This is a genomic window from Janthinobacterium sp. SUN176 (genome assembly GCF_030587335.1).
GTDB lineage: Bacteria > Pseudomonadota > Gammaproteobacteria > Burkholderiales > Burkholderiaceae_D > Janthinobacterium > Janthinobacterium kumbetense.
Genome location: NZ_JAPWIA010000005.1, coordinates 20955 through 47067, shown reverse-complemented (window position 1 = coordinate 47067; position 26113 = coordinate 20955). Strand labels below are relative to the sequence as shown.

Here is a 26113-nt window from a genome sequence, read left to right as displayed (position 1 = left end):
GCTCCTTAAAAACGCGCGTTCAATTCGATTTGCAGGGTGTCGATCGACAGCGCCGAACCGAACACTTCGCGGCTCGACGTCCAGCGGCCGTTCAGCCAGGTATTTTTGTCGAGCGCATATGCACCGCCCAGGTAGTAGCCGCGCGCATTCGTGCCGCCCAGGTGGAAGGTGGAATCGTTGTAGGCGTCAGGCAAGGCATCCGGTTCGATGCGCTTGTAGCCCAGCAAAACGTTCCAGTCGCCGCGCGCCGCCGGGCTGGCCTTGCCCAGGGTTGCCTGCAGCATGTAGGCATTGCCGCCGCTCCGGAAATCGGCTTGCGACACGCCGCCCGTGCCGCCGAAGTTGTTCATGATGCCGCCCTTGGCGCGCGCCCACATTTCGTTCTTGTCGTAGGCCATGTTGCGCACATAATCGCCTTCGATGCGCAAGTCCGTGCCGCCGGCCACCTTGCTATCCCAGCGCGCATTCAGGTTGGCCAGGCGGAATTTCGACGCCAGGCCCACGAATTGCGGCTGCGGCGTGTTCGCCGGGTCCAGCGGATTCAGGGCGATATTGCGCAACAGCATCAAACTGTTACCCTTTTGCATGCTCGACGGACGCGACCAGTCCGTGTTGCAGCCATCGGCGCCCGCATACAGCGCGCACGGCTGCGAATACTCGCCGCTGATGTTGCGGAAGTTGTAGTAGGCCAGCGCGCCGCGCAATTGGTGGTCGCTGTTGATCTTCCACGACGCGCCCACTTGCGCGCCCAGCAGCCATTTGTTTTCGCTGGACATCTTTGCCTGGCTGCGGCTAGGCGCATTGTCGGACGAATACTCGAGCGGAATCAGGCCCAGGGTACCGAACACGGTGACGTCCTTGCTGTCGCCCACCGGTTGCTGCACCTTGGCGGCGATGCCGTCGAAATTGAGTTCGCTGGAAAACAATTCATCACTGGAAACAAACGGATTGTCGAAGCGGCCCGCCGTCAGTTTCAGCCAGGAAGCGGGCTGGTAGGACAGCCAGGCCTGGTCCAGCCAGATGTTTTTCTTGCCCAGGCCGCCGCCCAGGGTTTGCGTGGTGGACACGGGGCTGTCGTCGTTGCCGCTGGCCAGGCGGATGCCTGCCTGCGTGCTGTCGGAAATGTCGGCCAGGATGCCCAGGCGGGCGCGCGCGCGCAGCAAGTGCTTGCGGTCTTCGCGCGTGTTCAGCAGGGCCGGCAGGGCCAGGTTGGTGTTCGAATTGACGTCGTAGCCGCTGCCGCTGTTGAGCGAGCGCCAGTCGATCTCGATATTGCTGTTGGCCATGTCGTAATAGCGCGATTCGTAGCGCGCACGCACGTCGCCTTCCACGCGGATGCGCTTGGTCCAGGCCGGCGTTTCATTCGGCGCCGCCCAGCCGCCCGCCTTCGCCTCGGCCATGACCTGGCCCTTGATTTCGTCGCGGATCTGCTCGCGCACGGTTTGCGAAATGTACGGCACGCGCACGTCGCCCGGCTGTACCTGCGCCAGGGCCGCCGGCGCTGCCGCCGGACGCGCTTGCGCGGCGGCCAGCGCTTCGCTTTGCGCCTGCGCCAGCAGCGCTTCGCCGGCATCCTTGTTGAGGGCGCCGCTCTGGATCAGGCCGCGGATCAGTTTGACCATGGTGCTATCGGCCGGTGCTTGCGCTTGCACGGCGCCTGCCGCCACGCTCAGGGCCAGGGCAGCGAGCGCCAGCGGAAGGCGGCGCAGGCGCTGTGGGGAAGAAAATAAGGAATTCATTGTTTCTCTCGAAAAAAATTAATATGAATTGGGGCGCTATGGCCGACGGCCCTTGATCGACACACGTGCCGGGAAACGCAGGGACGCCGGCGGCCGCTCGTCGGCGCGGAAATCGCGCACCATGGCCAGCACTTGCTCGTCCGTCTGCGCATTGCCCGTGCCTTGCACCAGCTGCACTTTCGTCGTCCTGCCTTCCGTATCGAGCCACAGGTCGACGCGGATATCGCTGAATGCCAGCTGGCGCGTGCGCGGGTCGCGGGCAAAGGCCAGCTGCAGCGCGTTGGCGACATAGCGGCCATACGATCCCGCGCCGAGTCCGCCGCCACCGCCGCCGCCCGTCATGCCGCCGCCGCGCCCGGCCTGGATGCCGAAGGCGTCGCTACCGGCCTGCGCCGCGCCATCGATGGTGACGGGGTCGCCCTTGTCCGGCGACGGGCTTTCCGGCGCGTCATCCATGGGCTTGTCGGCCGGCGTCGGTTCCGGCTCCGACACTTCCGGCACCACCTTGTCGGGCGTCGGTTCCGGCAGTTTTTCCGGTTCCGGCGGCGGTGGCGGCGGAGGCGGCAGCATCAGCATCGGCGGGGCCGCCACTTCGCGCTTGGTCGCGGCCGTGTCCGACAGCAAATACCAGACCAGCGCGGCCAGCGCACCGGCCAGCAGCACGCCGCCGGCCACGCCGCCCCAGCGGCGCCACCACTGCGCCGCGCCCGACGGTTCCGAGGCGGCCATCTTCATCATGTCGTCACGCTTCACCTTGCGCTCCTCATGCCGGCTTGCCGGTCACCAGGCCCACCTGGTTCAGGTCTATGCGGCGCAGCAAGTCCAGCACTTCGACCACTTTCGCGTATTGCACGGCGGCATCACCGCGCACGATCACGGGGAAGTCGGGCGTCAGGGCCTTTTCCGTGCGCAAGCGCTCTTCCAGCTCGGGCAAGGTGACGGGATAGGCGTCGAGGAAGACCTGGCCCGCGTTGTCGATGGTGATGGCCTTGGTCTTCGGTTTTTCCAGCGCCATGGCCGAACTGGCCTTGGGCAGGTCGACCTTGATGCCGGGAATGCTGGCATTGCTGGTCAGGATGAAGATCACCAGCACCACCAGCAGCACGTCGACGAAGGGCGTGATGTTGATGCCGCCGCTACGCTTGCGGGGGGTAAACTTGGCGGAGGTGGCCATGGTTATGCGCCCCTCACGCCTGTTGCAGCACGGGACGCATCTGGCGTCCGTCGCCCTGCTCTTCAGCCAGACGCGTGGCGAATTCGTCGACGAAGACGGCCATATCGGCGACGATGGCGTCAGAACGCGACGACAGCCAGTTGTAGCCGAACAGGGCGGGAATCGCCACGCCCAGGCCCGCAGCCGTACACAACAGCGCTGCCGCCATGCCTGGCGCCACCGAGTTGATGTCCACGGCGCCGGCCATGGCCGCCACGACGAACACCAGCATGATGCCGATCACGGTGCCGAACAGACCGACGTACGGCGCGCCTTCGATAGTGGTCGAGAGCCAGATCATGCGTTTCGACATGCGCTCGCTTTCGCGCACCATCACGCCATCCATGGCGGCGCGGATGGCGCCGATCGTCGCGTTGGACACGGCGTTCAGGTCGTAGCCGCGGTCGTGGCGGCGGCGCATCTCGTCGATGGCCACGTCATACAGGCGCCACAGCGAGGAATCCGTCTTCACGGAAGTGCTCAGCTTGCCGTTGCGCGCCAGGTGGTCCAGCGGCGCGCCGGCCGCTTCGTGGAACGACTGCATGAATTGCGCATTGGCGCGCGAGATGGCGCCATAGCTGCGGCCCTTGCCGATCATGATGATCCACGACAAGACCATCATCAGGCCCAGCACGCCGACGACGATCCACGCGTCGAGCGGCATGGCGGCGATGATGAAGCCGAAATGGCTCTTGCCGGCCTGCTGTTCGTCGGCGCCAAACACGGCCAGGCGCGATTCGGAACCTTGCGAGACGGCGTCGGCCAGCAGCAGGGCGTCGGGACGGGCCGTGCGCGACAGGCGCAGCTCGTCGATGGCGCCCGTGAAGTTGTTCAGGGTGGCGGCGCCGGAAGCGACCGGCGCCGCATCGGCGCCGACCGACGCGGCGCTGGTGAAGGCTGGCAGCGCGGTGGCCAGCGACACGGCCGGACGGCCGCCCACGTACAGGGCCACGTTGGCTTTATCGGCTTTCACAGCCAGGTGCGACCATTGCGCGGCCTGGATCGGTTGGCCGGGCTTGCTGCGCTGGCCATTCACCTGCACGAAAGGCACGCCCTGGTCGATGCCGATCAGCAATTCGTTGGCGCCGTCGCGGCGCGCATACAGCACTTGCTGCGGGCCCAGGTTATCGGGACGCACCCAGGCGGAAAAGGTGAAGGGCGCGCCGGCGGCCAGCGCCAGCGAAGGCGAGGCAGGCAGCATCAGCGGTGCCGTACCCAGGCGGGCGCCGGCGCCGATGACGGAACCGTCCAGCGCCGGCACGGCTGTCTGGGCATGGTTGCCGTAGGCGGTGCTGTCGCGCGAAGGCACGCCAGGCTCGGTGAAGTGGTACACGAGGCTGTAATCGGGGTCGAAGGTGCGCTGGCCGTTGCCGGAAGCGGGCGCCTTCGAATTGCCGTAGTACATCCACAGCTGCTGCGGCGTGCCGGCCGTCAGGGCCGGTACATCGACCCAGATCAGGGCGATGCCCAGGAGCGGGTTGAACTGCTCGATCTGGTGGTTCAGCACCGTCTTGTCGTCGCCCGCCACGAAGCGCAGGTCGGCGCCGTTGTCGCTGACGCCTTCGAAGTTGAAGTTACCAGAATGCAAGCGCAGCAGCACGGGAATGCGGCCGGGATCGCCGCCCACGGCGCCCGCCTTCGGGCCGGCGTCGACGGTGACGGGTTTGCGGTAAGCCCAGTCGGGCTGCCACCAGGCATGCGCCAGGCCGGGAACGAGCGTGCCCAGGATCGTGAGCAGGAAAAGAAAACGTTGCATGACAGTGATTCTCCGAAGAAAAGTCTAAAAAAGTGCAGTGCTGGTGAGCTGGCCCGTCAGTAGCTGGCCGACAGGTTGAAATTGATGCGGCGCACGTGTTTGTGCGTGCGCGGGCCATCGCGCAGCGGGTAAGCGAAATCGATGCGGCCATTCAGGTAGCGCAGGAACTGGAAGCTGCTGCCCACGCCCACGGAGGCCAGGCCGAACAGGTCTTTCTGCTCGATCATCGGATCGCGCAGGCGCAGGCGCGCGCCATCGGCAAAGGCAAACAGGCGCCAGTTTTCCAGGCGGCTGAAGTACGTCAGCTGGGGCGTGCGCCATTCGACGGTGCCGGAAATGCCGTAGTCGCCCGTCGCTTCGGCCGACAGGTAGCCGCGCACGGAATTGGCGCCGCCGGCGGCCATCTGCTCGCCCGACACGAGCGCCGCGTCAGCCAGCTGGCCCGACATGCGCCCGTGCAGCTGCGCGCCGCTGCCCAGGGTGTAAGTGGCGTTGGCGTCGCCCTTCAGCACGAGGAAGCTGGGCGAGGCCTTGTAGCGCTTGTTGTCGTAGGCGGCGCTGTTGCTGCCATAGCCGAACGCGGCGCGCGTGCCGGCCACCAGCGACAGGCCCAGGCCGTACGTCGCCGCATCCGTCTGCGCAAAGCCGTTGTAGGCCACGCTGAGCGGCACGTATTTCAGCGGAATATTGCTGCCCGTGCCATTGAGTTTCAAGGCTTCCTGGTTATCCTTGAAATCGATGCCGGCAGAAAAGCTGTGCCACCAGATGCCGCTGTTGGGCACCGTGTAGTTGACTTTCATGCCCAGCGCGTGGCCCTTGCCCAGCACGCTGGTGCCGCCCGTGCTGGCGACGTTGCTGTTCGACTGGTAGCCGGTCGCTTCCACGCTCCAGCCTTGCGTGCCGATCGGCGCCACGTACGAGGCGGACCACACCTTGGTCTGGTTCAGGTCGCCCGGCGTGCCGAAAAAGCTGATGGTGGCGCTATGCCCCATCTGCCACAGGTTGTCGTGACCGACCGACATGCTGCTGCGTAGCTTCTTGGTATCGGCGCTGTAATCGTTGTTCAAGCCGACGCTGGCGCGCCACGGGCTGCTGTCCTCGACCTTCAAGTCCACGTCCATGGTGCCGGGCAGGCTGCCCTGCTTGACCAGCGGCATCACCTGGCGCTTGGGACCGCGGTTCAGGGCCGTCAGCTCCACTTGCGCCTGCGTAAAGTCGGGCACCTTGCCTTCCGTCAAGGCCGGTACTTGCTGGCGCACGTCGAGCGGCGAGTTGTATTGCGCGCCGACGACGCGCAAGCGTCCCACCTTCGTTTCGCTCACCTGCAGCACCACCACGCCCTGCTCCACCTGCTGCTCCGGCAAGTCCACGTAGACGGACTGGTAGCCGCGGGCTTGATATGCCGCAACGAGGGCGTCGCGCGCCCCTTCCACGTCCTTCAGGGTGCGGCCCGGCCCCAGGAAGGGCGTCACCGCCTCTTCGATGGCACGCGCATCGAGCACGGTATTGCCGCGCACCAGGTATTCCTCGATCGTCACCTGCCGTTCCGGCGCGGCCACAGGAGCGGCCGCCGGGACCGCGTCCTGCGCGCGCGCCATGCCGGACAGCGCCAGCATGGCCAGGCACAGCATCGTCAAGGCGGTTGCAGGCGCCGCTGGCGGCACGCCCCTGCCCTTGGTTGTCATTTCACGCATCTTCCATTCACCTTAAAATCAAACGGTTGCCCTGTGTTGCGGCGCTGGGCCGGCGTATTTTTGTTGCTAATGCTGATCTACTGATGCCTAGACAGCCGCCGCGCGCGGCGACTGCCGAATGTCATCAAATGTTCATAAAACTCCGCTCAAGGCTGCAAACCGCGCCGCTCGTTCGGCGTGAGCGCCTGCAGCTGCGGCGCCGTCAACGGCCCCGCCCCCAGCACCTGCACCACACCGGCCGGCTGGTAGCTGGACGCCTGCGGTTCGCCGCCCGTGTGCTTGCCAACACCGGCTTCGTCCGCCTGCTCGTTGCCAAAGCCCAGCACCTTCACCGTGAACAGCGACGGCTGCGCCTGGCGCGTGGCAGCCCGTTCGCGCTGCAGCACGTCCTGCGCCGCCGTCACAGCTTGCGTGGCGGCCGCGCTGGCATTGCTCAGCGCCCCCACGTTCACCGAGGCGATCACGGGCATGCCCGTCGACTTGCCCTGCACCTGGATGTTTTCCGCGTTGACCACCTGCAAGGCCGCCAGGTTGACGTTGCCCGAGACGCGGATGCCCGCCTCGCCCGCGTCGATGGTGCCCAGCGGGGCGATCAGGTCGATGTCGCCGGGCGGCACCTCCGGGATCGGGTTCAGGGTGGCGATGCCGGCGCCCGTCGTCGGCGTGCTCGGCGACAGGCTGACCAGGCCGATGCTGTCGTAGGTGCGGCGCTGCGGCGTGTAGACGACGGTGGACTTGGTGCCGCGGCCCGCATTGATGTCGCCCGTGGCCGACCAGGCCAGGATGTTGCCGCCGAAAGTGGTGAAGATGCGGCTCTGGCCCAGCAGAATGCTGTCTTTCGCATACATCTGGATCTCGCCCGCCCCCTGCGTCAGCACGCCCGAGCCTTCGCCCGGCGCATAGCCGCCGTCGACGCCGATCAGCGCGCGCCCGCCCGGCACCGCGATGCCGATATCGCCGCCGAAATCCGTGTGCATGCCGGCATCGTTGACGATCACGTGCGGCACGTTGACGGTCGGACGCCCCGCCTCGGCCCACTCCTGCGGACTCAGGTAGCGCACGCCCGCGACGGGCCGCTTGGTATAGATGCCTGCGTAGTCGTTGACCGTGTACAGAGCGCTGCTGAACATCGTCAGGTCGCCCTTGTACTCGATCTTCTTGCCCGCCTTGTCCTGCGTCGGGAAGAGGGTGGCGATGGCTTCGCGGCCGCGCAGGTAGCTGCCGCGGCGCACGCCGTCCGGATCGTTGTACTCGCGCCCGGCCGCCTTCAGTTCGGCAAAGTAGACATTGCTCAGGTACACCTGCTGCTGTTCCTTCGGCAAGGCGGCAAAGAAGCTGCGCGCATCGGTGGCCGGGTCGTAGCGGATACCCAGGCCGCTGTCGCCGCCAAAGCGCGTCGTCAGCCAGTTCACCAGGTGCAACTGGCTGACCTGCGCGTATTCGCGCGCCAGGTCGCGCCGCACGCCGCCCGTTTGCTGGCCGGCCTTTTCCAGTTCCGCCTGTTTCGTGCCGAGGAAGGCGGCAGCGCCCGCCTCGTCGCCTTTGTAGCCGAACTGGCCGCGCAGCCAGTCGGCCAGGGTCAGCTTGCCGCCGTAGACGTACACGGCGCTGCCGGCCTGGTCGGCCAGCGGACGGCCCGGGTCGGCCAGCTTGGCCGGGTCCAGGTAGCGCGCCGCGAAGGCCGCGTAGTCGGGGCCATTGCGGCCCACGCCGGCGGCCACGCTGATGCCGGCGCCATTGCCGCGCTCGCCGGGACCGGTGCTGACGATGGAACCGAGGCTGCGCAGCTCGCCCTTGTCGGCCATGTACAGGTCGCGTCCGGCGCTCACATTGAGCTGGCCCGGTCCCGCCACATAGAAGGTGCTGTAGCGGATATCGCGCCCGGCGCTGACGACGGAAACGTCATCGGCGTGGCGGTGCACGAACAGGTTGCCGCGCGCCGTCGAGCTGCCGGTGACGACCGGCTTGTCCGGATAGTCCGGCCGGCCGACAAAGCCCTGGCTGGTCCATCCGGCCGCGCCGTCCGGCACGCCCTCGACGCTGCCGAGCGGCGTGCCCGAGTTGACGATATCGCGTCCGGCGCGCACAGCCACGGCGCCGCCGCCCTCGTACCACAGCCCCAGGGCGCCGCTGACGCCCTTCAGGTTGCCCCGATACACGATGCCGCCCGTGCGCAGGCCGACGATGTCGCCGCTGCTGGCATAGAAACGCGCGGGCAGCTGGCCTGCCGGCACATAGTCGGACACCGTCGGCGGCGTCATGCTGAACAGCGGATACAGTTGTTGCCCGGCATCGCTGGCACCGTTCGGGGTCGAGCCGAACCATTTCAGCGCACCGGGCGCCAGCGCATCGGCGCTGACGTTATGCAGCGGCAGCAGGCCGAACCAGACCTTGTCCAGGGCGCCGACGAAGCCCGGATTGAACGGATTCGGCAGCATGCGCGGGTCGGCGCCCGATGGCGTGATCGGATAACCGGCCGCATGGATGGAGTCGGCGGCCAGCATTTCCAGCTGGCCCGTGCCCGTCTTGACAAATTGCGGCGCCACCGGCGACGGCGCCAGGATCACGCCGTTTTGCGGCATGTCCACCTTGCCGCCATCACCACCCAGCCTGCCCAGGCTGGCATTGCCGTAGTACAAGCTGCCGCTGGCGGCCACGGCGCGCAGCACGGACGGCATGACGAAGCGCCCGTCCGTCGGCGCGTGGTTGTCGCCGATCGTCGAATTGATCCAGGACGAGGTGGGCGTCAAGTTGCCGCCCGTGCTGAACAGGTCGATGGCCGTGGCCGGCGTCCACAGCGAGAACCAGCTCCAGCCTTCGCCGGTGCGCGCCACGCCCTGGTAGTTGAACGGCGAACCGTTGCCCAGCTGCTTCACGCGGCCCGCATCGGCCGTGCCGCCCAGCACCAGGTCTCCGCGCGCATCGATGCGCACGCCGCTGTCGCCCGGCACCAGGATAGGCCCGCCGCTGGCGATGGACGTGCCCGCCGTGTAGGTTTCGTACGGCCGCGATTCCGTCGGATCGGCGCGGTCGAAACGCAGTTCGACGCCGCCCACGGCGCCCGCCTCCATGCGCAGCGCGCCACGCAGGTTGGTGAAGGTACTGTTGAGCGTGGGATACTGGCGCTCGAAGCGCGTATCGACATTCGCGAAGTCTCCGTTGCGGTCGAAACTGCGCACCGCGGCGACCGGATTGAGGCCGCCGCCGATGCGGATGTCGAGGTCGCCCCCGCCCGTCAGCAGCAGCTTGCCGTCCGGCGTCACCCTGCCCGTGCTGCCCACGGCCACGTTCAGGCCCTGGCTGCGCGGCGCGAATTCGCCGGCCGGGTCGGCACGCGAGGTCAGCATGCCGGCGTCGCCGCCCGCCTGCAGCAGCACATTGCCGCCGCCCAGGGTGCCGATGCCCGTAAAGCCCGACACGACCGGCAAGCCGGCAAACAGGTCGGGACCTTCCGGGCGCGCGACGTAGGTGCCGAAATTGACCCACCACGCCGTCGGCACGCCCGCGCCCGTGCTGCCGCTGCCCTGGCGCCACAGCCAGCTGCCGATATCGCTGGTGTCCTGCTGCGCGTTGAGGAAGCCGATGGCATCTTCGCGGCGTTGCGTGGAGGTGCCCAGGGTATCGCCCTTGACGTCGCCCTGGGCGCGCAGCAGCAGATTGCCGCCGTGCTCGGGATACCAGGCGCGGTACAGGCTCTCGCTGCCGCCATCGACGAAGCGCGTCAGCTTGTCGCCCAGGGCGCCGAGCAGCTGGCCCTTGGCGTTCAGGCCGCGCGGCAAGTTGAACAGATCCTTGCCATCGACCAGCGGCGAGGCCGACTGCGTGCCCGCCGTGTAAACGCCATACAGCGAACGCATGTCGAAGTCGCCCGCGGCCAGCAAGTCGAGGTCGCCCGTGCCCGTGCGCAGCACACTGAACAGGGGCTGGCGCGCCGGTTCCACATTGGTCACATATTCGGGCGGCGTGCCGTCCGCCACCTTGATCACATAATGGGCATAGTACTCCAGCATGAACTCTTCGCTGCCAAACCACGTCTCGATATCAACCTCGCCTTCCGGCATGCCCTCGCTGATGGCTTGTTCACTGAAGATATATTTGCCCGGCAAACCCGTACCCGGCTTGACCGACGTCTTTTCCCCCATGCCGTAATGCGTATCGGCCAGCATCAGATGGGCGTCCTTCGCATGCGGCCGCAGCGCGCGCGTATCGGCCGCGGCCGTATCGGCGCCGCCCACCAGGCGCAGCGACCACGCTTGCGAACCCTGGGCCAGCATGGGCGCCAGCGCCAGGTTGCGGCCCTGGCTGCCGCTGCCATCCTCGCTGCGCAGCGCCACCATGGTCGCGTCGCCAGGCAGCTTGACCAGCGTGCCGGCTGGCAGCACGCTGCCCTTGTCCAGCGCCAGCGCGGAGGCCAGCACCACGCCATTGACGGAATTGACGCTATCGCCCGTGTCGCGCGGTTGGCCTTCCGGGAAGGGCAAGGCCACATTCGCCGGCCACACCATGGCCGCCACCTTGGCCGCGCCAGGCAGGCGCAGGCCGGCATCGAGCTGCATGCCGCTCGATAAGGTCAGCGCCTTGGGCAAGACGGTGCCGGCCGCGTACAGCACGCTGCCGTCGGCATTGCGCACGGCACCGCCCAGCACGCTGCCTGCTGGCAAGTTCAACTCCGCCGTCAAGGTGGCGCGCGCCGCCAGCAAGGTGCCGCTGCGCAACTCCATGGCTTTCATCGGCACGGCAAAATTGACGCTCGTGCCCGATTTGAAATACGTGTCCTCGGCCAGGGTCACCAGGCCCGCTTGCGGCACGACGACCTCGCCGCCCCACGGCATCCGGCCCTTCACCAGCTGCCAGCCCTTGTTATCGACCGTGACGGGCAGCTTGCTGGTATCGAAACCATCGGTAATGCTGCCAAAGACGCTGAGCTTGCCACCGGCGCGCAGCACCAGCGCACCGGCCTCGCCCGAGCCGTACACGCCGCTCAGGCGCGCCAGCGGATTGACGCCGTCGTAGCGGTGGCCGGACAGGTCGATGTCGCCATCGATATGCAGGTCGCCGCCCGGCGTGGCGCTGACGATCTCGACGCCGGGACGCAGGTGGAAGGCGTTCGCATCGCCGCGCAAGCCGCGCAATTTGTTGTTCATCAAGTTGCCGTTCGCCAGCGCATTGACCATGAAGGCCTGGCTGTCCCCGTGCTTCCCGTCCAGGTAAGCCTGGTTGATGCTCTGGTAGCTGCGGCCGTCCGCATCCTTGCCGGCGCCGGCCGGGGCATCCTTGTATTGCCAGAAGGCGTTGACGTTGACGGTGCGCACGCCGGCGATGTTCAGCGCGCCGGCCGCGTCGATGTCGATGTCGTCGCCCGTGGCGCCACCGAGGCGGCGCGCGTTCAGGTCGATGCTGCCATAGTTGCCGCCGCCTTTGCCTGCCTCGCCACTGCGCAGATCGAAGCGCGCGCCGTTTTCCAGGGTCAGGCGGCCGCCAGGCGACGCCAGTTCGATCACGGCGCGGTTCGGCGCCTCGATCACCTGGCCATAGCTGTCCGTGCGCAGCACCGTGCCGTGCGCGTCGAGCACGGCACCGGACTGGATGGTGACGCCGTCGCGGCCGGCCAGGCGGATGCTGCCCACCTGTTCGCCGCTGGCGTCGATGCGGCCATGCACCGTCAGGCTGCCGCCGTCGACGGAGACGCTCACTTCGCGCGCCTTGAGCTCGTCGCCGATGGTCAAATTGCCCTGCTTGAGCTGGAAGCTGCGGCTGCCGAATACCTTGCCCGTGTTCAAACGCTGGTTCAGGCCGGCGAAGTCGCCGATCCGCTGGGCGCGGATCTCCGCACCACCGGCCGCGTACAGCACCTGGGTGCCGCCCGCGTCATAGCTGCCGCTGGCGCCGCCCAGCAAGGTGCCGCGCAAATCGACGCTGCCGGCAGCGTCACCGGTGGCTGTCGCGCTCAGCTTGCCGGCGCGGTTGTTCACGGCCGACACGTCGATCACGGAGGCGGCCGCCTGGCGCACGTCGCCTTCGCGGCTGTCGAGGATCACGTCGCCGCCCCAGCTGTACTTGCTGGTGTCGTAGAAATCGATCTTGCGCCCCGCCAGGTCCAGCTTGGCCTTGTCGCCCAGCAGCACATCGCGCTCGGCCGACAGGGTCAATTTTCCGCTTGGTAAGACCACCGACGTATCCACGCTGACATTGTTGCCGCTCAGCGCCACTTCGGCGCCCAGTGCGCCGGCCAGCGCCGCATTCGTCGGCGAGGCGGCGGCCGCGCCTGCCGGTGCGCTCACCTTCAGGTCGCCGCCCGCCGTAATGCGGTTGACGGAGCCGGCCGCGCCCGTCAGCAGCGGCGTATTGATCAGCAAATCGCCGCCGCTGTAGCGGTAGCCATTGGTGGCCGTATCCCACGCGCTTTGCGACTGGTAGACGGACAGGCTGCCCTTGTTGTTGGCCGTCAGCTGTTCGCTGGCGTTCAGCGCCACCTGGCCAAAGCCCAGCACCAGGCGGTCCAGCTTGTGGATGGTGTCGGGACGGCTGTCCGCCGTGAAGCCGAACTCGATGCGCTTGGCATCGACCTGCAGGCGGCCGCTGCCCGTGCCGGGGCCATTCGCAACCACGGCGCCGGGCGCGTTCGTCGCGCCCTGCCACACGAGGGTGTCCGTGTGGATGCGCGCCAGCGCGTCCGCGCCGCCATAGCCGTAGATGGCCGGCGTATTGAGCACCAGGCGCGACAGCGACGACTTGCCCGTGGCCGCATCGATGGTCGACAGCTGCGACGAATCATAGAAGTTGAAGGAGTTGCGCGCCGTCAAGCCCAGGCTTTCCAGCGCCGGTGCGCCCGTGCTGGTGTCGCCGCGCAGCAGGCGGTCGAGCACGCCCTGGTTCAGCGCCAGGCCGTCCGGCAGGGCGCCGCGGGCGCTGGCGTCCGCCAGGGACGCCTCGCTGCCGACATTGATCGCCCCCATCGCCAGCACCAGGTTGCGCGTGCCGTAGCGCACGTTGTCGCGCAGGGTAAACGCGCGCTCCGTCACGGCGGCGATGGTGCCCTCGGAATACAGCGAGGTGCCGCCGCCACAGGCGCCGTCCGCCTTCTTGCAGGCGCCGATGTCGATGATGCCGGGGCCATACGATTCGGACGACGGCGCTGCGGCCGGCAGCATGTCCAGCCAGCCGTTCGAAACGGCCAGCACGCTGCCCATGGGCAGGTACACATAGCCGTCGCGCGAGTCCCAGGCCGCCTTGCCGCGGCCCAGCGTATTGATGCCGGAACCCTGCTCGAGGATGATGCCGTCGTCTTTTCTCGCCGTCACCAGGAACACTTCGGCCGCCTTCAGCACGGCGCCGTCGCGCAGCACGATGCCGCCCGCCGATTCGTTGATGGCGGCGATATTGGCGCGCTGGTTGCTGCCCGTGCCAAATTCGCTGTAGGTCACGCGCGGCAAGCCGCCGATGCCCACGCGCTGGGCGCCGAAGGCATTGATCTGCGACGCATGCACGGAGACGCCATTGAAATCGGCCAGCGGCGCCGTGCCGTCGGCCAGCACTTCGTAGCGGGTCGAGGCATGGTTGCCCGTACCCAGCAGCAGGGAGCCGCCGAAGCCGCCCTCGGCCGGCGCGTACAGGGTGCTGCCATCCATCATCAATGGCGTATGGTTGTTCTCGACGCTGTGCAGGGATGGAGCGATCAGTTGCAGCCGCACGCCCTTGGCGTCGCGTTCGAGCATGGCGCGCGGCACGCCGTCGCGCGTGGCTTGCGCCACGGCAAAGGCGGCATAGCCCGTTTCATTGTATTGCGAATAGCTGCGCAGCACGTCGGCCGGCGTCAGGATGGCTTGCTGCGCCACCACGTCGCGGAACGCCGTGCCCGCCACGCCCGTCTGCGCCGCGGTGGCAAACGAGCCATTGCGCATGGCGATCGTGCCGCCTGTCTCGACGGCGCCGGCCAGGCCATTCAATTCCACGCGGAATGCACCGGGCAGCAGGGCAAAAGTCGATGGCAGCAAGGTGTAGGTGCCGGCCGCCAGGCCGGGCACGCCCGCGCCGATGGTGATCTGGCGTCCCACGGCGGGCTTGCCCGCGCCCTGCTCGGCCGTCAAAGGCGCCACGTCCGGCTGTACGCCGGGAATGATGGCGTACACGGGGTTGGTATTCAGGCCGGGCAGGGTGAAGCCGCCGTTCGGCTTCATCTGCACCAGCGGATTGAGGCGCGCGTCGGTGGAGCCGCCGCGTCCGGCCAGGAAGGCCGCGCCCGTCAAGGTGCCGCCGCCCGACAGGTCGAGCACGGCGCCGGCTTGCACGTCGACGGCGGCGCCCGTCAAGGCGATCTCGGGACCGTTGCCCACGCCCTTGAACACGACGTCGTTGCCGTCATACAGGTAGCTGAGGCCATCGAGCGTGCCGCCGTACGGCATCGTCAAGCCTTTCGCGCTGACGGACGTCAGGCTGCCCGGCAACAGGTTGACATGGCCCGTGTAGGCTTCATAGCCTTCGGCGCCCAGATTGATCTGGCCCAGCGGCGCGCGCAGCACGCCATGCTGGTTGATGGTGGGGGCAACCAGGCTCAGGCTGCCAAACACGGAGAACGGCTGGTTCGGCGTGGCGCTGCCGGCGCTGCGCCCGATATCGAGCGTGCGCAGCGGATCGAGCGTGACGCGGATAATGCCGTATTCGTCGATGGCGCTCTTCTGGCCCACCGTGACCATGCCGCTGTCGCCCGTGGCCGGGTAGATTTGCGCGGCCACCAAGGTGGCATTGCCCGGCTGGTACAGGGCGGCGCTGTTCGACAGGCGCATGTCGCCGCGGCTGTTGAGGGTCAGCTGCTCGAAGGCATCGCGTTCGACCACCAGGTCGGCGCCGCTGCTCTGCGCGATGGTGCCGCGCGTACCCATGTTGACCTCGCCCGCGATATCGAGCATGCCCGCATCGATCTGCAGCAAGGAATCCTCGGCCACCAGCGGCACGCCCAGCATGCCCCGTCCCCTGCCCAGGTTTTTCGAGCCTTTTACGGCATTGGGCACGATGTAATCGTCCTTCTGCGCGCGCACGGCCGTGCCCAGGCGCACATACGGCGCCGCCAGGCGCACCTGGCTGGCAAGGCTGGTCGCCTTGTCCTGGCCATCGGGCAAAGGCTGCTGCGCCAGCCCCAGCGAGGTGGCGCTCAGGCGCAGGCTCTGGCCCAGCGACAGGTTGACGTCGCCGTCAAAACCGAGCATGCCATTCACATGCAGGGCCAGGTTGTCGAAGCCGCCCGCCTGCACGCGGTCGACGCCCAGGCGCGCGCTGCCGTAGCGCAGCGCCGCATCCTGCTGGCCGGCGCGCAAGTCGACGGGCAAGGCGCTCTCGCCCTGCACCTGCGCCAGCAACATTTCGCGCGGCACGCGCACCGCGTTGTCCACGTTGCCGCCTTGCAAGTTGTAGCGGTCGACCTTGCCATAATTGGGCGTGTCCAGCGCCAGCGCCAGGGTGCCGCCGGCCGCACCGGCGCCACCGGCCGCGGCGCGCAGGGTGCCGTCGGCAAAGATGCCGTTGTACGAACTGAGCGAAATCAAGCCGCCATTACCGGCCACGTTGACGGCGCCCTGGTTCGGCAAGTCCAGTGCGGCTTGCGCGCCGCTGGCGTCGAGCAGGGCGCCCGGACGCACGACGACAAAGGCATCGGCCGCGTCGACGCTGGCAGCGTCAGCCTTGTAGCGGGCGCCGATTTCGATGCTGCCGCCCTGGTCCGCACGGCCATAGCGGCCGCCGCGCATGTCGGTGGCGACCGTGGCGCGGCCGGCCACGTCCAGCACGGCCTTGTCGCCGATCCAGATCGACGTCGCTTGTCCCTTGCCGTTCGGCAAGTCCACATCATTGCCCGTGCCAAACGTGCCTGGCAGGATGGCGATCTTGCCGCCCCAGGCGTCGAGCCGCCCATCGACGGTGATCTGGTCATTGCCCGTCAGGCTGATCTGGCGGCCCGGATCAACCTTGATGACGGCGCCCTGGGCCACCGCCAGGGCGCCCTTCACGTGCGGACTGCCGGCCGTCAGCGACAGGTTGGCGCCGGCGCGCTGCGTCAGGCGGGCCTTGCGCGCATCTTCCTGGTACAGCTCCGGCGTCCACAGTTCCAGCGCGGCGCCAGGATCGGTGCCGCCCGCCACCGTATGGCCCGTGGCGGGATTGAAATGCAACACGGGCATGGTGACGTCGATATGCGCATCCTTGACCACCGCGACGCCATCGCGGCCCGTGATGGCGTAGTCGGCAAAACCGCTCCGGAACAGGCTCGCGTCCAGCGCCAGCAGCGGCTTGACGGCCGCGTCGCGCCCCAGCACCATGCCGGCCGGCAGCACCAGACCAGGCGGCGCGCGCAATTCTTCGGTGGCGATGCTGCCCGCCGCGTACTTCGTCGTCACCGGTACGATAGGCAAGCCCTGCGGAAAGGCCGCCGCCGACACCACGAAGCCGGCATTCAGGCCATTGATGACCGTCAGCACGCTGCCGGCTGGCACGATGGAACCCTCCCATACATACGTCGCGTTGTTGATGACGACGTGCGCGCCAGGCGGCAACAGCAGGTCGGCCCCCAGCACCAGCGGTTTTTGCACCGACACATCCACCACCACGGGTTTGCTCAAGGCCTGGCCCGGCTTGATCACGCTGGTGGTCAAGGTGAAAGCCAGGGGAATCGTCTCGCCCTTGGCGATCAGCAATTCATCGGCCAGGCGCAGGGCCAACGGCGAACTGCTGCCGCCTGGCAACACATCGCCTTCGAGCAGCTGGCCGCCGATGCTGACGGCCGCGCCGCTGTCGATCACCAGGCGTCCGCCGCCTTTCACGCCATGGCCGCGCAATTCGCCATCGAGCTTGAGCATGGCGCCCGTCGGCGCCTTCTCCGTCGGCAGATCGACCGCCAGGGTGATGTCGCCGCCGCGCCCGCCCTGCAGGCTGCCATTGCCCATCAGGGCCGCGCCGGACGAGACGTCGATGACGCTGCCGCCCGTCAGGTCGATGCCGCCCGAGCTTTTCAGGCTGACCTTGCCGCCATTGATATACGGCAAACCAGCGCCGGCGCCGGGATCGAGTTCCAGGTTGCTCCACAGGCCGCGCGCATCGAGGCGCACGCCGGGCGCCACGCGCACGCCGGCCGTGCCAGTGGGACGGTTGTCCGGCACGAGCTTGCCATCGGCCCATACCGCGCCCGCATTCGCCAGGTAGCGCGAGACGATGTCGCCGGCGGCGATGCTGCCGCCGCGCGCGCTCACGTTCGCTTTCAGGGCCACGTCGGTGGCGTGCAGGGCGATGTCGCCGCCATCGGCCACGCGCACGTCGGCATTGACGTCGAGCTTGTCGTAGGCATAGATATTCAGCACGCCCAATTCCAGCCCGTTGAGCCAGTCGGCGTCGAGCTGCAAGGTCTGGCTGCGCGCGGCCGGCAAGGCGGCGTCCAGCAGCTGGCCATCGGCGATGCCGGCCACCTTGCCGATTTGCACCTTGTCCAGCACGGCTTGCGGGCTGTCGCGCATCTGGCCCGTCTTGGTATCGAAGACGGGTGTCATTTTGCCGACGATCAGTTGGCCGGCGCGCGCCGCCGCCGTCTGCGCCTGCTTGTAGCCATCCACGCCGTCATCGCGCTTGCGCTGCTGGCGCTCGCCCTGGAACACGGACGTATCGATATCGCCTTCCAGCACGGCCGCGCCCGTGGAAACGATCAGGCGGCCCGCATCGCGGCCCACCGTATAGCCGTTTTCCAGGCGTTCGCGCGGGCCGATCAGGGCATTCGCATAGGTTTCCGTCGTATTCGCGCCCCAGCGCGCATGCGTGCTTTCATAGCCGCGGTACAGACCCGTGTACAGATTGTCGCCCGGCGCCGTGCTGAGCTTGTACATCGCGCCATCGGCGCCCTTCAGCCACGTCTGCTTGACCATGCCCGTCTGCACGTCCAGCGAGCCGCCGGCGATATTGATGCGCGAACCGGCCTGCGTCACCACTTCGCCGCCGCCAAAGCCGACGGTGCCGCCCTGGGCCGCCCATTCACCGATGCCGTGGCCGCTGGTGTTCAGGTAGCCGCTCACTTCCAGCAAGCCGCCGGCCGTGTACCAGCGGTCCGTGGCATAGCCATTCGTGCCGGCCGGCACCAGCACCAGGTCGCGGCGGTCGACCCACACATCGCTGTTGTTCAGGTATTTGGCGTCGCGGCTGCCGGGCGCGTCGCGCTGCTCGTTGCCCTGCACGTTGATCAGCACATTGTTGCTGCTCATGTCGACCTTCACGCCGACGGCGCCGGAGACGTCGATGGCGGCGTCGCGCGCCACGTGGCTGCGGCGGGCCGCGTCGACCAGCACCTGGCCGCCCGTGGCAAGGGTCAGCGAATCGCCTTCGAACTCCACGTTGCCGGCCGAAACGATGCGCACCAGCGACTGGTCGCGCCGGTCCAGCGGCGTGTCCGTTCCCTTGCCCGTGTCTTTCAGCAGGGTGTCGCGCTGCACATCGAGCGCCGTGGCGCCGTTATCGTCGATAACAATGGCGCTGACGCTGCCGCGGCCCATGGTGACCTTGGCGTCGTCGCCCGCCGCCGCCAGGTGGATGGCGCCGCGTCCGTTGACGGAGGTGCTCGACAGCAGCACGCCGTCCTGGCGCAGCGTGTTGCCGCTCAGCGTGATGTCGCCGCCGGCCGACTGGATCAAGCCGCTGTTGACGACGGCGCCGGCGCCGCTGCCGGCCACGCGCAGCATCCCGACTTCATTGCCGCGCGTGCTCGAATACTGGTTCTTGTCCGTGCCCTGGCCCGGGTGCACGACGATGGCGTCGCCGGCGGCCAGCGTGGTCTGGCCGTTCGGCGTGGTGATGGCGCCCGCATTGTCGACGCCGCGGCCGGCCAGCAGCACATAGCCGCCGCCTTCCGTCACCGTCTGCGGCTTGCGCGTGTCGATGCGCGCGCCGGCGGCGACGACGACATCGGCCTCGGCCTTGCCATACTTGAAGGTATTCTGGTCCAGCAACAAGTCATTCGCAAAGGTCGGCACGGCGCCCGTGCCCTGCGCCTTGCCGTACAGGCCGCTCTTGAACTGGCTGTCGCTCATGCCCATGGCGGCGGCCGCCAGATTGCGCGTATCGACCTGGCTGCTGCCCGTAAACACGATGCCGTTGCGGTTGACGATCATCACCGTGCCATCGGCCTTGATCTGGCCCTGGATCTGGCTGGGGCGCGCCAGCGGATCATTGACCCGGTTCAATACGGACCAGTTCGATTTCTGGTCGAATTGCAAGGTGGTGTTCTTACCGACGTTAAAACTTTCCCAGTTCAGTATCGCCTTGTCGTCCGTCTGCACGACCTTCACGACGGTCTTGCCGTCGGCCTGGCTCTGCACCGGTCCCTGGGCGTTGAGCCAGCCGGCCGTCAGGCTGTTGCTGTCGACCTGCAAGCCGCCCTTGACCAGGCCATCGGGAGCGCCGCCCGCCGCCAGCGCCGCCTGGCGCGCGGCTGCCTGCACCGCCTGCTCGGCGGCGATGCCGCGCGCGGCCAGCAACAGGTTATTCAGTGATTGCTGCAGCTTGCCTTCCGCCTTCTGCTGCTGCAGCAAAGGATTGTTCAGCGAGGTGGCTGGCTGGCCATTCGGCAAGCGTCCCGTGCTGGCCGCCGTGCCCTGCTGCGCGCCCTTGCCGGCAAACCAGGCGCCGCTGAACGGCTGCTGCGCCTGCGCGCCGCCCGCCTGCAGCAGCACGGCGATGGCCAGCGCCAGCGGTTTCAGGCGCACGGGGCGCCCGGTCCGGTTGCCCGCCATGGCGGAGGAGGATGCGTGTTTCGTGACCGACTTGCTTCGCTGCATGGCGACATTCCCTTTTCATGTTCCGTTGCTGACCGATATCGCGAGGCGGCGCGCGGCACGCACGGGGGCGGGCGGCAGGCACTGATTCGCGGCTTCCAGCAGCATTGACAGGGAACAAGGTCCGGGACTGCAAAAGGTCATGAAAATGTCATAATTGGCGGCATGCCATCGGCGTGCATCACTAGCCAAACAGCACGATGCCGCCCGGCAGCCGCGTCACGCGCGCGCCATACGCGTCCTGGATCAGGGCGATCACGTCGTCGAGACGGTCGAGCGAAAAGCTCGCTTGCACGCGCGTGAGTTTCAAGGCGTCGCCATTGAGGATCAGCTTGCCGGGACGGTAGCGGTTCACCTCGTCCACCACCTCGGCCAGGGTGCTTTGCTTGAACACCAGCAAGCGCTGGCGCCACGCGCTGACGTCGCCCCTGGCCACCGCGCGGGCGATGCCGAAATGCTCGGGCCGGTAGCGCAGCTGCTGGCCGGCCGCCAGTTCCGCATCGTTGCCAGCCTGCGCCACGCGCAGGCGGCCCGCCAGGCACGTCACGCACACTTCCTGGCCGAACAGGCGGATATTGAAACGGGCGCTGCCGGCCGACACGGTGCCGTCGCCCGCCTGCACGCGCACGCGCGCCGCGCCGCGCAAGCCGGCCTGGAATTCCGCCTCGCCCGCCAGCAGCACCAGCGCCGCGGCGCCGTCCTGCACGGGCGCCGCGTCGAGGCGCGTCTGCGTATTCATCTGCACCAGCACGCCGCCGTCGAGCGCCACTTCGCGCTGTTCGCCCGTGCCCGTGGCGTAGTCGGCGGCAAGACCCGCGACGGCCGGCCACAGGTCCATGGGCGGGCGCAGCACCAGCAAGCCCAGCGAGGCGGCCACGGCGCCGCCGAGCCAGGCGCGCCGCGCCGTGTTGACAGGCGCCTGCGCCCGCTTGACGGCGCACGCGGCCGGCGCCATGGCGCCCCACACGGCGCGCGCCTCGGCAAACGCGTTGGCATGCTTGCGGCTGCGCGCACACCAATGGCGAAACACTTGCGCATCGCGCTCGCTGACCTGGCCCGAGGCCAGGCGCACGACCCACGCCTGCGCTTCCTTCTGGATGACACTCATGTCGTCTTCCGCTTGTTCAGTCATGATGTTTAGACGTTTTTCCCGCGCCGGGACCGAAGCGCTGAATGAAATCGCGTCCCATGCGCTCGCAGCAATGTTCCAGGCCGGCGCGCAATTCCTTCTCCACCGTGCGGGCGGAAATGCCGAAGCGCTCGGCGATATCGCGGTGCGGCAACTGGTCGACGCGGGCGGCGATGACGATGGCGCGCCGGCGTTTCGGCAACTCCTGCAAGGCCCGTTCCAGCTCTTCCAGCTCGGCGCGCGCGCTGAAGGTGCGGGCCGGGTCGGCCAGCTCGTCGGCCATCTCGTACAGGTCGTCGATATCGGGCAAGCTGAGCAGGCGCGCATTGTCGCGACGTTGATCTTCCGCAATGTTGATGGCGATGCGCATCAAGTAAGCGGACGGGTAGCTGATGGCCTCGGGCGCATTCATCCGTTCCACCCGCAGATACGTTTCATGCAGCGCGTCATTGGCCAGGTCTTCCGAGCCCAGGCGGCGCTGCAAGTGGCGGCGAAACTGTCCGTAGCGTTCCAGGAACAGCTTGCGCAAGGTGGTTTTGAGCAATTCCGGCATGGTCAGGGCGCCCCGGCCAGCAGGTAGGGCGCGCAGTCGGCATCCGGATCGGGCCGCGGCGTCAATAAAATCGTCAGCGGCTGCGGCAAGCCCGCCGGTGGCGCGCCATCCATCAGCAGGTTGCGCAAACGCTGCAGCACGGCGCGGTCGCGCTGTTCCACGCCGCTCGGCTCCAGCACGTGTACGGCGCGCACCTTGCCCCGCTCGTCAAGCCACAGCTGGAAAGCCAGGCGGTAGCGGCCGAAGGCGTCCGGATGCAAGCGGCACAGGGCGCGCGTGAGCGAGCGCTGCAGGATGGCCGCATAGCCTTGCAACGGTGATATGACAGGAGCGGCCTCTGCCGGCACGGGCGCCGGCGCCACGGGGGCGTCGGCCAGCGCCAGCAAGGTAAACGCGTTGCTGCCGCTGAAGCGCGCGCCCAGCTGCGTGCCTGCCAGCAAGCGCTGCAGCGCTTCGGCCGGCGTGTAGTCGCCACGCACGGGCGCTGCCACGCGACCGGCCGCCAGCTGGCTGCTGACGAGCACGGAATACCCGGTCACTTCGCCGAACGCCACCAGGGCCGCATCGAGCGGCTGGGCGGGCAAGTCGAAGCGCAGGGTCGCGTGCGCGCTGGCGTCAGCACCGTCCGCGCCCGCAGCCGGCCGCACGAATGTCATCAATGTCATGAATGTCATCAGCAAGCAGGCGGACAGGGCATTGCCCGTTGCGGCGCGGCGGTGGCTTAGTGTCATTTTCCAGGGGAATCAACGAAAAATCCTGCTCATGAAGTGTCTTGACTGCAATGTTGCCTGCAGAATGGCAAGATGGTAGCTTCATAAAATGACAACTGCATGACATGGCGTCGGCCCGCATGCCGGCCTGTGTCATCGCCGCGACATATGATCTTGCTATGCTGAACGCCTGATCCACCACTGCGGGAGCCGCCATGGCACGCCTGTTATCACTATTGCTGCTGGCCTGCGCCGCCCTGCCCGCACAGGCGGACGAGCACACCGTCGTCGTGAAGGCGGCCGCGCCGGAGAAGGGTTGCGTGGAAGTGGAAGTCAATGGCAAGCGCGCGCAATCGATGTCTTGCTTGAATGAAAAATTATTGCCGGATAGCAACACCGTGAACCGGCAGCCACCCGCCCTGTCCGGCGCGGAAGCGATCGTGCAGCGCCCGTCGAACCAGCTGGGCCTGTACAACCGCGCCGCCCTCGAACACCGCATGGGCAATGCCTTTGGCAAATCCGTCACGCCGCAGCGCCCGCCGCCGCCGACGCCCGCCAGCCCGCTGCTGCCGGCCCGCTGACGCTGTTGTCAACGCACAGTCCATTTGCGCTGTCAAGATTGCGCAATCGCGCCGATTGCGTATCATTCCAGGCTTGATCGCTCTGGAAACAACCATGCTGCCCACTATCGAACAACGTCTTGCCCTTGAACTTGCCGCCAAACCGGTGCAGGTTGCCGCCGCCATCGAACTGCTCGACGAAGGCGCCACCGTGCCCTTCATCGCCCGTTACCGCAAGGAAGCGACCGGCGGCCTCGACGATATCCAGCTGCGCCTGCTCGAAGAGCGCTTGCGCTACCTGCGCGAGCTGGAAGAGCGGCGCGCCGCCATCGTGGCCTCGATCACGGAACAGAACAAGATGACGCCCGAGCTGCTGGACGCCGTCATGCACGCGGAAGACAAGACGCGCCTGGAAGACTTGTATCTGCCATACAAGCAAAAGCGCCGCACGAAGGCGCAGATCGCCATCGAAGCGGGCTTGATGCCGCTGGCCGACGGCTTGCTGGACAATCCCGAACTGACGCCGGAAATGGAAGCGGGCAAGTTCCTGCGCGAAGCGTTTACGAGTGCCGACGGCAACAACCCGGGCGTGGCGGACACCAAAGCGGCCCTCGACGGCGCGCGCCAAATCCTGATGGAGCGTTTCGCCGAAGATGCAACGCTGCTGCAAACCTTGCGCGAATACGTGCAGGAACACGGCATCGTCGAATCGAAAGTGGTGGAAGGCAAGCAGGACGAAGGCGAAAAATTCGCCGATTATTTCGATTACTCGGAAACCATTTCCACAGTGCCATCTCACCGCGCGCTGGCGCTGCTGCGCGGCCGCCGCGAAGGCATCCTCGACGTCACCCTGCGCCTGGATACGGAAGCGGAAAAACCGAAATGGGATGCGCCGCACAACCCGTGCGAAGGCCGCATCGCCGCCCGCTTCGGCATCAAGAGCCTCGGCCGTCCAGCCGACAAATGGTTGCTTGATACGGCGCGCTGGACCTGGCGCGTGAAAAGCTTCATGCACCTGGAAACGGAACTGATGGGCGCGCTGCGCGAACGCTCGGAACTCGACGCCATCAATGTCTTCGCCACCAACCTGAAAGCGCTGCTGCTGGCCGCGCCGGCCGGTCAGCGCGCCACCATGGGCCTGGATCCTGGCTTGCGCACGGGTGTCAAGGTCGCCGTGGTCGATGCCACCGGTAAAGTGGTCGACACGGCCGTGATCTACCCGCACCAGCCGAAGAACGACTGGGATGGTTCCTTGCACACCTTGGGCCGTCTTGCCGCCAAGCACAATGTGTCCCTGATTTCCATCGGCAACGGCACCGCGTCGCGCGAGACGGACAAGCTGGCGCAGGATTTGATCAAGCAGCATCCGGAAGCGAAGATGACGAAGATCGTCGTTTCGGAAGCGGGCGCGTCGGTGTATTCGGCGTCCGAGTTCGCCTCAAAAGAGTTGCCAGACATGGATGTGTCCCTGCGCGGCGCCGTGTCGATTGCGCGCCGCCTGCAAGACCCGCTGGCCGAACTGGTGAAAATCGACCCGAAATCCATCGGCGTGGGCCAATACCAGCATGACGTGAGTCAAAGCCAGCTGGCCCGCTCGCTCGATGCCGTGGTGGAAGATTGCGTGAATGCCGTGGGCGTGGACGTGAACACGGCGTCGGCGCCGCTGCTGGCGCGCGTCTCCGGCCTGTCGGCCAGCGTGGCGCAAAGCATCGTCACCTACCGCGACATGAAGGGCGCGTTCACCTCGCGCGCGGCGCTGAAAGCCGTGCCGCGCCTGGGCGACAAGACCTACGAACAGGCAGCGGGCTTCCTGCGCGTGATGGGCGGCGAAAATCCGCTGGACGCGTCCGCCGTCCACCCGGAATCGTACCCGCTGGTGGAAAAGATCCTGGCCGATATCAAGAAGGATATCAAGGCCGTCATCGGCGAAACGGCCCTGCTGAAAACCCTCAGCCCCGCCAAGTACGCGGATGAAACCTTCGGCGTGCCGACCATTTCCGACATCTTGAAGGAACTGGAAAAACCGGGCCGCGACCCGCGTCCGGAATTCACGACGGCCACCTTCAAGGAAGGCGTGGAAGAAATCCGCGACTTGCGCCCGGACATGATTCTCGAGGGCGTGGTCACCAACGTGGCCGCCTTTGGCGCCTTCGTCGACATCGGCGTGCACCAGGATGGCCTCGTGCATATCTCGGCCCTGTCGAACACGTTTGTGAAAGACCCGCACACGGTGGTGAAGGCTGGACAAGTCGTGCGCGTGAAAGTGCTGGAAGTCGATGAAAAGCGCAAGCGCATCGCGCTGACCATGCGTTTGACGGATAGCGCGCCGCAGGCGGGCAGCAAGCCGGAACAGCGTGGCGACCGCAACGACCGCCGCAGCATGGCGCAGCACCAGTCGCAGTCGCGCAACGCACCGGAACCGGCCGGCAGCATGGCCGCCGCGTTCGCCAAGCTGCGCGGTTAAGTTCGTGGCCGCCAGGCAGGGTATCACCATCCTGGCGGCGGATGCGGCCGGCCCGGATGCCCAGCTGCTGCTCGACGAATTGTCGAACGCATTGCTGCGCATCAATGGTGACAGCGGCCGTTCTTCCTTCGATGCCGAAGCGGCCACGCCGCGCGGCGGCTTTTATCTTGCCCGCGATGGCGCCGGTGACCTGCTGGGCTGCGCCGCCCTGCGCCCGCTGGGCGGGCCGGACAGCCCCACGGCAGAACTCAAGCGCATGTATGCGCGCCCCGGCCAAGGTGGCGTGGGCGCGGCCCTGCTGGCCCATGTGGAAGCGCAGGCGCGCTGCTTCGGCTATGCGCGGCTGCACCTGTCCACCCGCGTGGCGAATACCCGCGCGGTGGCGTTTTATGCCAAACACGGCTATGCACCCGTCGTTGCCTGGGGCAAATACGTGGGCGCGGCACAATCGGTGTGCCTGGGCAAACAGTTATAAGCATCAACGTGGCTGACTTGCCCG

Annotated in this window: 12 protein-coding genes; 3 read left to right on the top strand and 9 right to left on the bottom strand. The window is 67.3% G+C overall.

The features are described 5' to 3' along the window. Positions 1-5 precede the first annotated feature (5 nt). From O3299_RS24335 to O3299_RS24295, 9 genes are all read right to left on the bottom strand, one after another. Positions 6-1739 carry a putative porin gene (locus O3299_RS24335; protein WP_289914062.1) on the bottom strand — a complete coding sequence of 578 codons (1734 nt, stop codon included), beginning with the start codon at positions 1737-1739 and terminating at the stop codon, positions 6-8. 36 nt (positions 1740-1775) lie between these two features. After that, positions 1776-2492 carry an energy transducer TonB gene (locus O3299_RS24330; protein ID WP_305063376.1) on the bottom strand — a complete coding sequence of 239 codons (717 nt, stop codon included), beginning with the start codon at positions 2490-2492 and terminating at the stop codon, positions 1776-1778. 10 nt (positions 2493-2502) lie between these two features. Next, on the bottom strand, positions 2503-2913 hold the full coding sequence (locus O3299_RS24325; protein WP_034753784.1) for a biopolymer transporter ExbD: 411 nt from the start codon (positions 2911-2913) through the stop codon (positions 2503-2505). Positions 2914-2926: 13 nt separating this feature from the next. Beyond that, a complete protein-coding gene (locus tag O3299_RS24320; RefSeq protein ID WP_305063375.1) occupies positions 2927-4708 on the bottom strand; it encodes a DUF2341 domain-containing protein in 1782 nt (593 codons plus the stop codon). A 56-nt stretch (positions 4709-4764) separates the two neighbouring features. Beyond that, positions 4765-6402 carry a ShlB/FhaC/HecB family hemolysin secretion/activation protein gene (locus O3299_RS24315; RefSeq protein ID WP_305063374.1) on the bottom strand — a complete coding sequence of 546 codons (1638 nt, stop codon included), beginning with the start codon at positions 6400-6402 and terminating at the stop codon, positions 4765-4767. Positions 6403-6548: 146 nt separating this feature from the next. Continuing rightward, the gene (locus O3299_RS24310; RefSeq protein ID WP_305063373.1) at positions 6549-20201 is read right to left on the bottom strand and encodes a filamentous haemagglutinin family protein; all 13653 of its coding nucleotides are present in this window, start codon (positions 20199-20201) and stop codon (positions 6549-6551) included. 181 nt (positions 20202-20382) lie between these two features. Then, positions 20383-21330 (bottom strand): FecR domain-containing protein, encoded by a 948-nt coding sequence (locus O3299_RS24305; RefSeq protein ID WP_251351525.1) that lies wholly within the window; start codon positions 21328-21330, stop codon positions 20383-20385. Continuing rightward, entirely contained in the window at positions 21323-21880 is a 558-nt protein-coding gene (locus O3299_RS24300; RefSeq protein WP_035823145.1) for an RNA polymerase sigma factor, read from the bottom strand. Before O3299_RS24300 ends, O3299_RS24305 begins: the two co-directional genes overlap by 8 nt. A gap of 2 nt (positions 21881-21882) precedes the next feature. After that, entirely contained in the window at positions 21883-22545 is a 663-nt protein-coding gene (locus O3299_RS24295) for a secretin and TonB N-terminal domain-containing protein (protein WP_305063372.1), read from the bottom strand. Positions 22546-22805: 260 nt separating this feature from the next. Here O3299_RS24295 and O3299_RS24290 point away from each other — a divergent pair, with 260 nt between their 5' ends. From O3299_RS24290 to O3299_RS24280, 3 genes are all read left to right on the top strand, one after another. Further along, a complete protein-coding gene (locus tag O3299_RS24290) occupies positions 22806-23171 on the top strand; it encodes a hypothetical protein (protein ID WP_143451408.1) in 366 nt (121 codons plus the stop codon). Positions 23172-23265: 94 nt separating this feature from the next. Beyond that, positions 23266-25614: a Tex family protein gene (locus O3299_RS24285; RefSeq protein WP_099666063.1), complete on the top strand. Its 2349-nt coding sequence runs from the start codon at positions 23266-23268 to the stop codon at positions 25612-25614. Positions 25615-25618: 4 nt separating this feature from the next. Then, on the top strand, positions 25619-26089 hold the full coding sequence (locus tag O3299_RS24280) for a GNAT family N-acetyltransferase (protein WP_305063371.1): 471 nt from the start codon (positions 25619-25621) through the stop codon (positions 26087-26089). Positions 26090-26113: the final 24 nt, after the last annotated feature.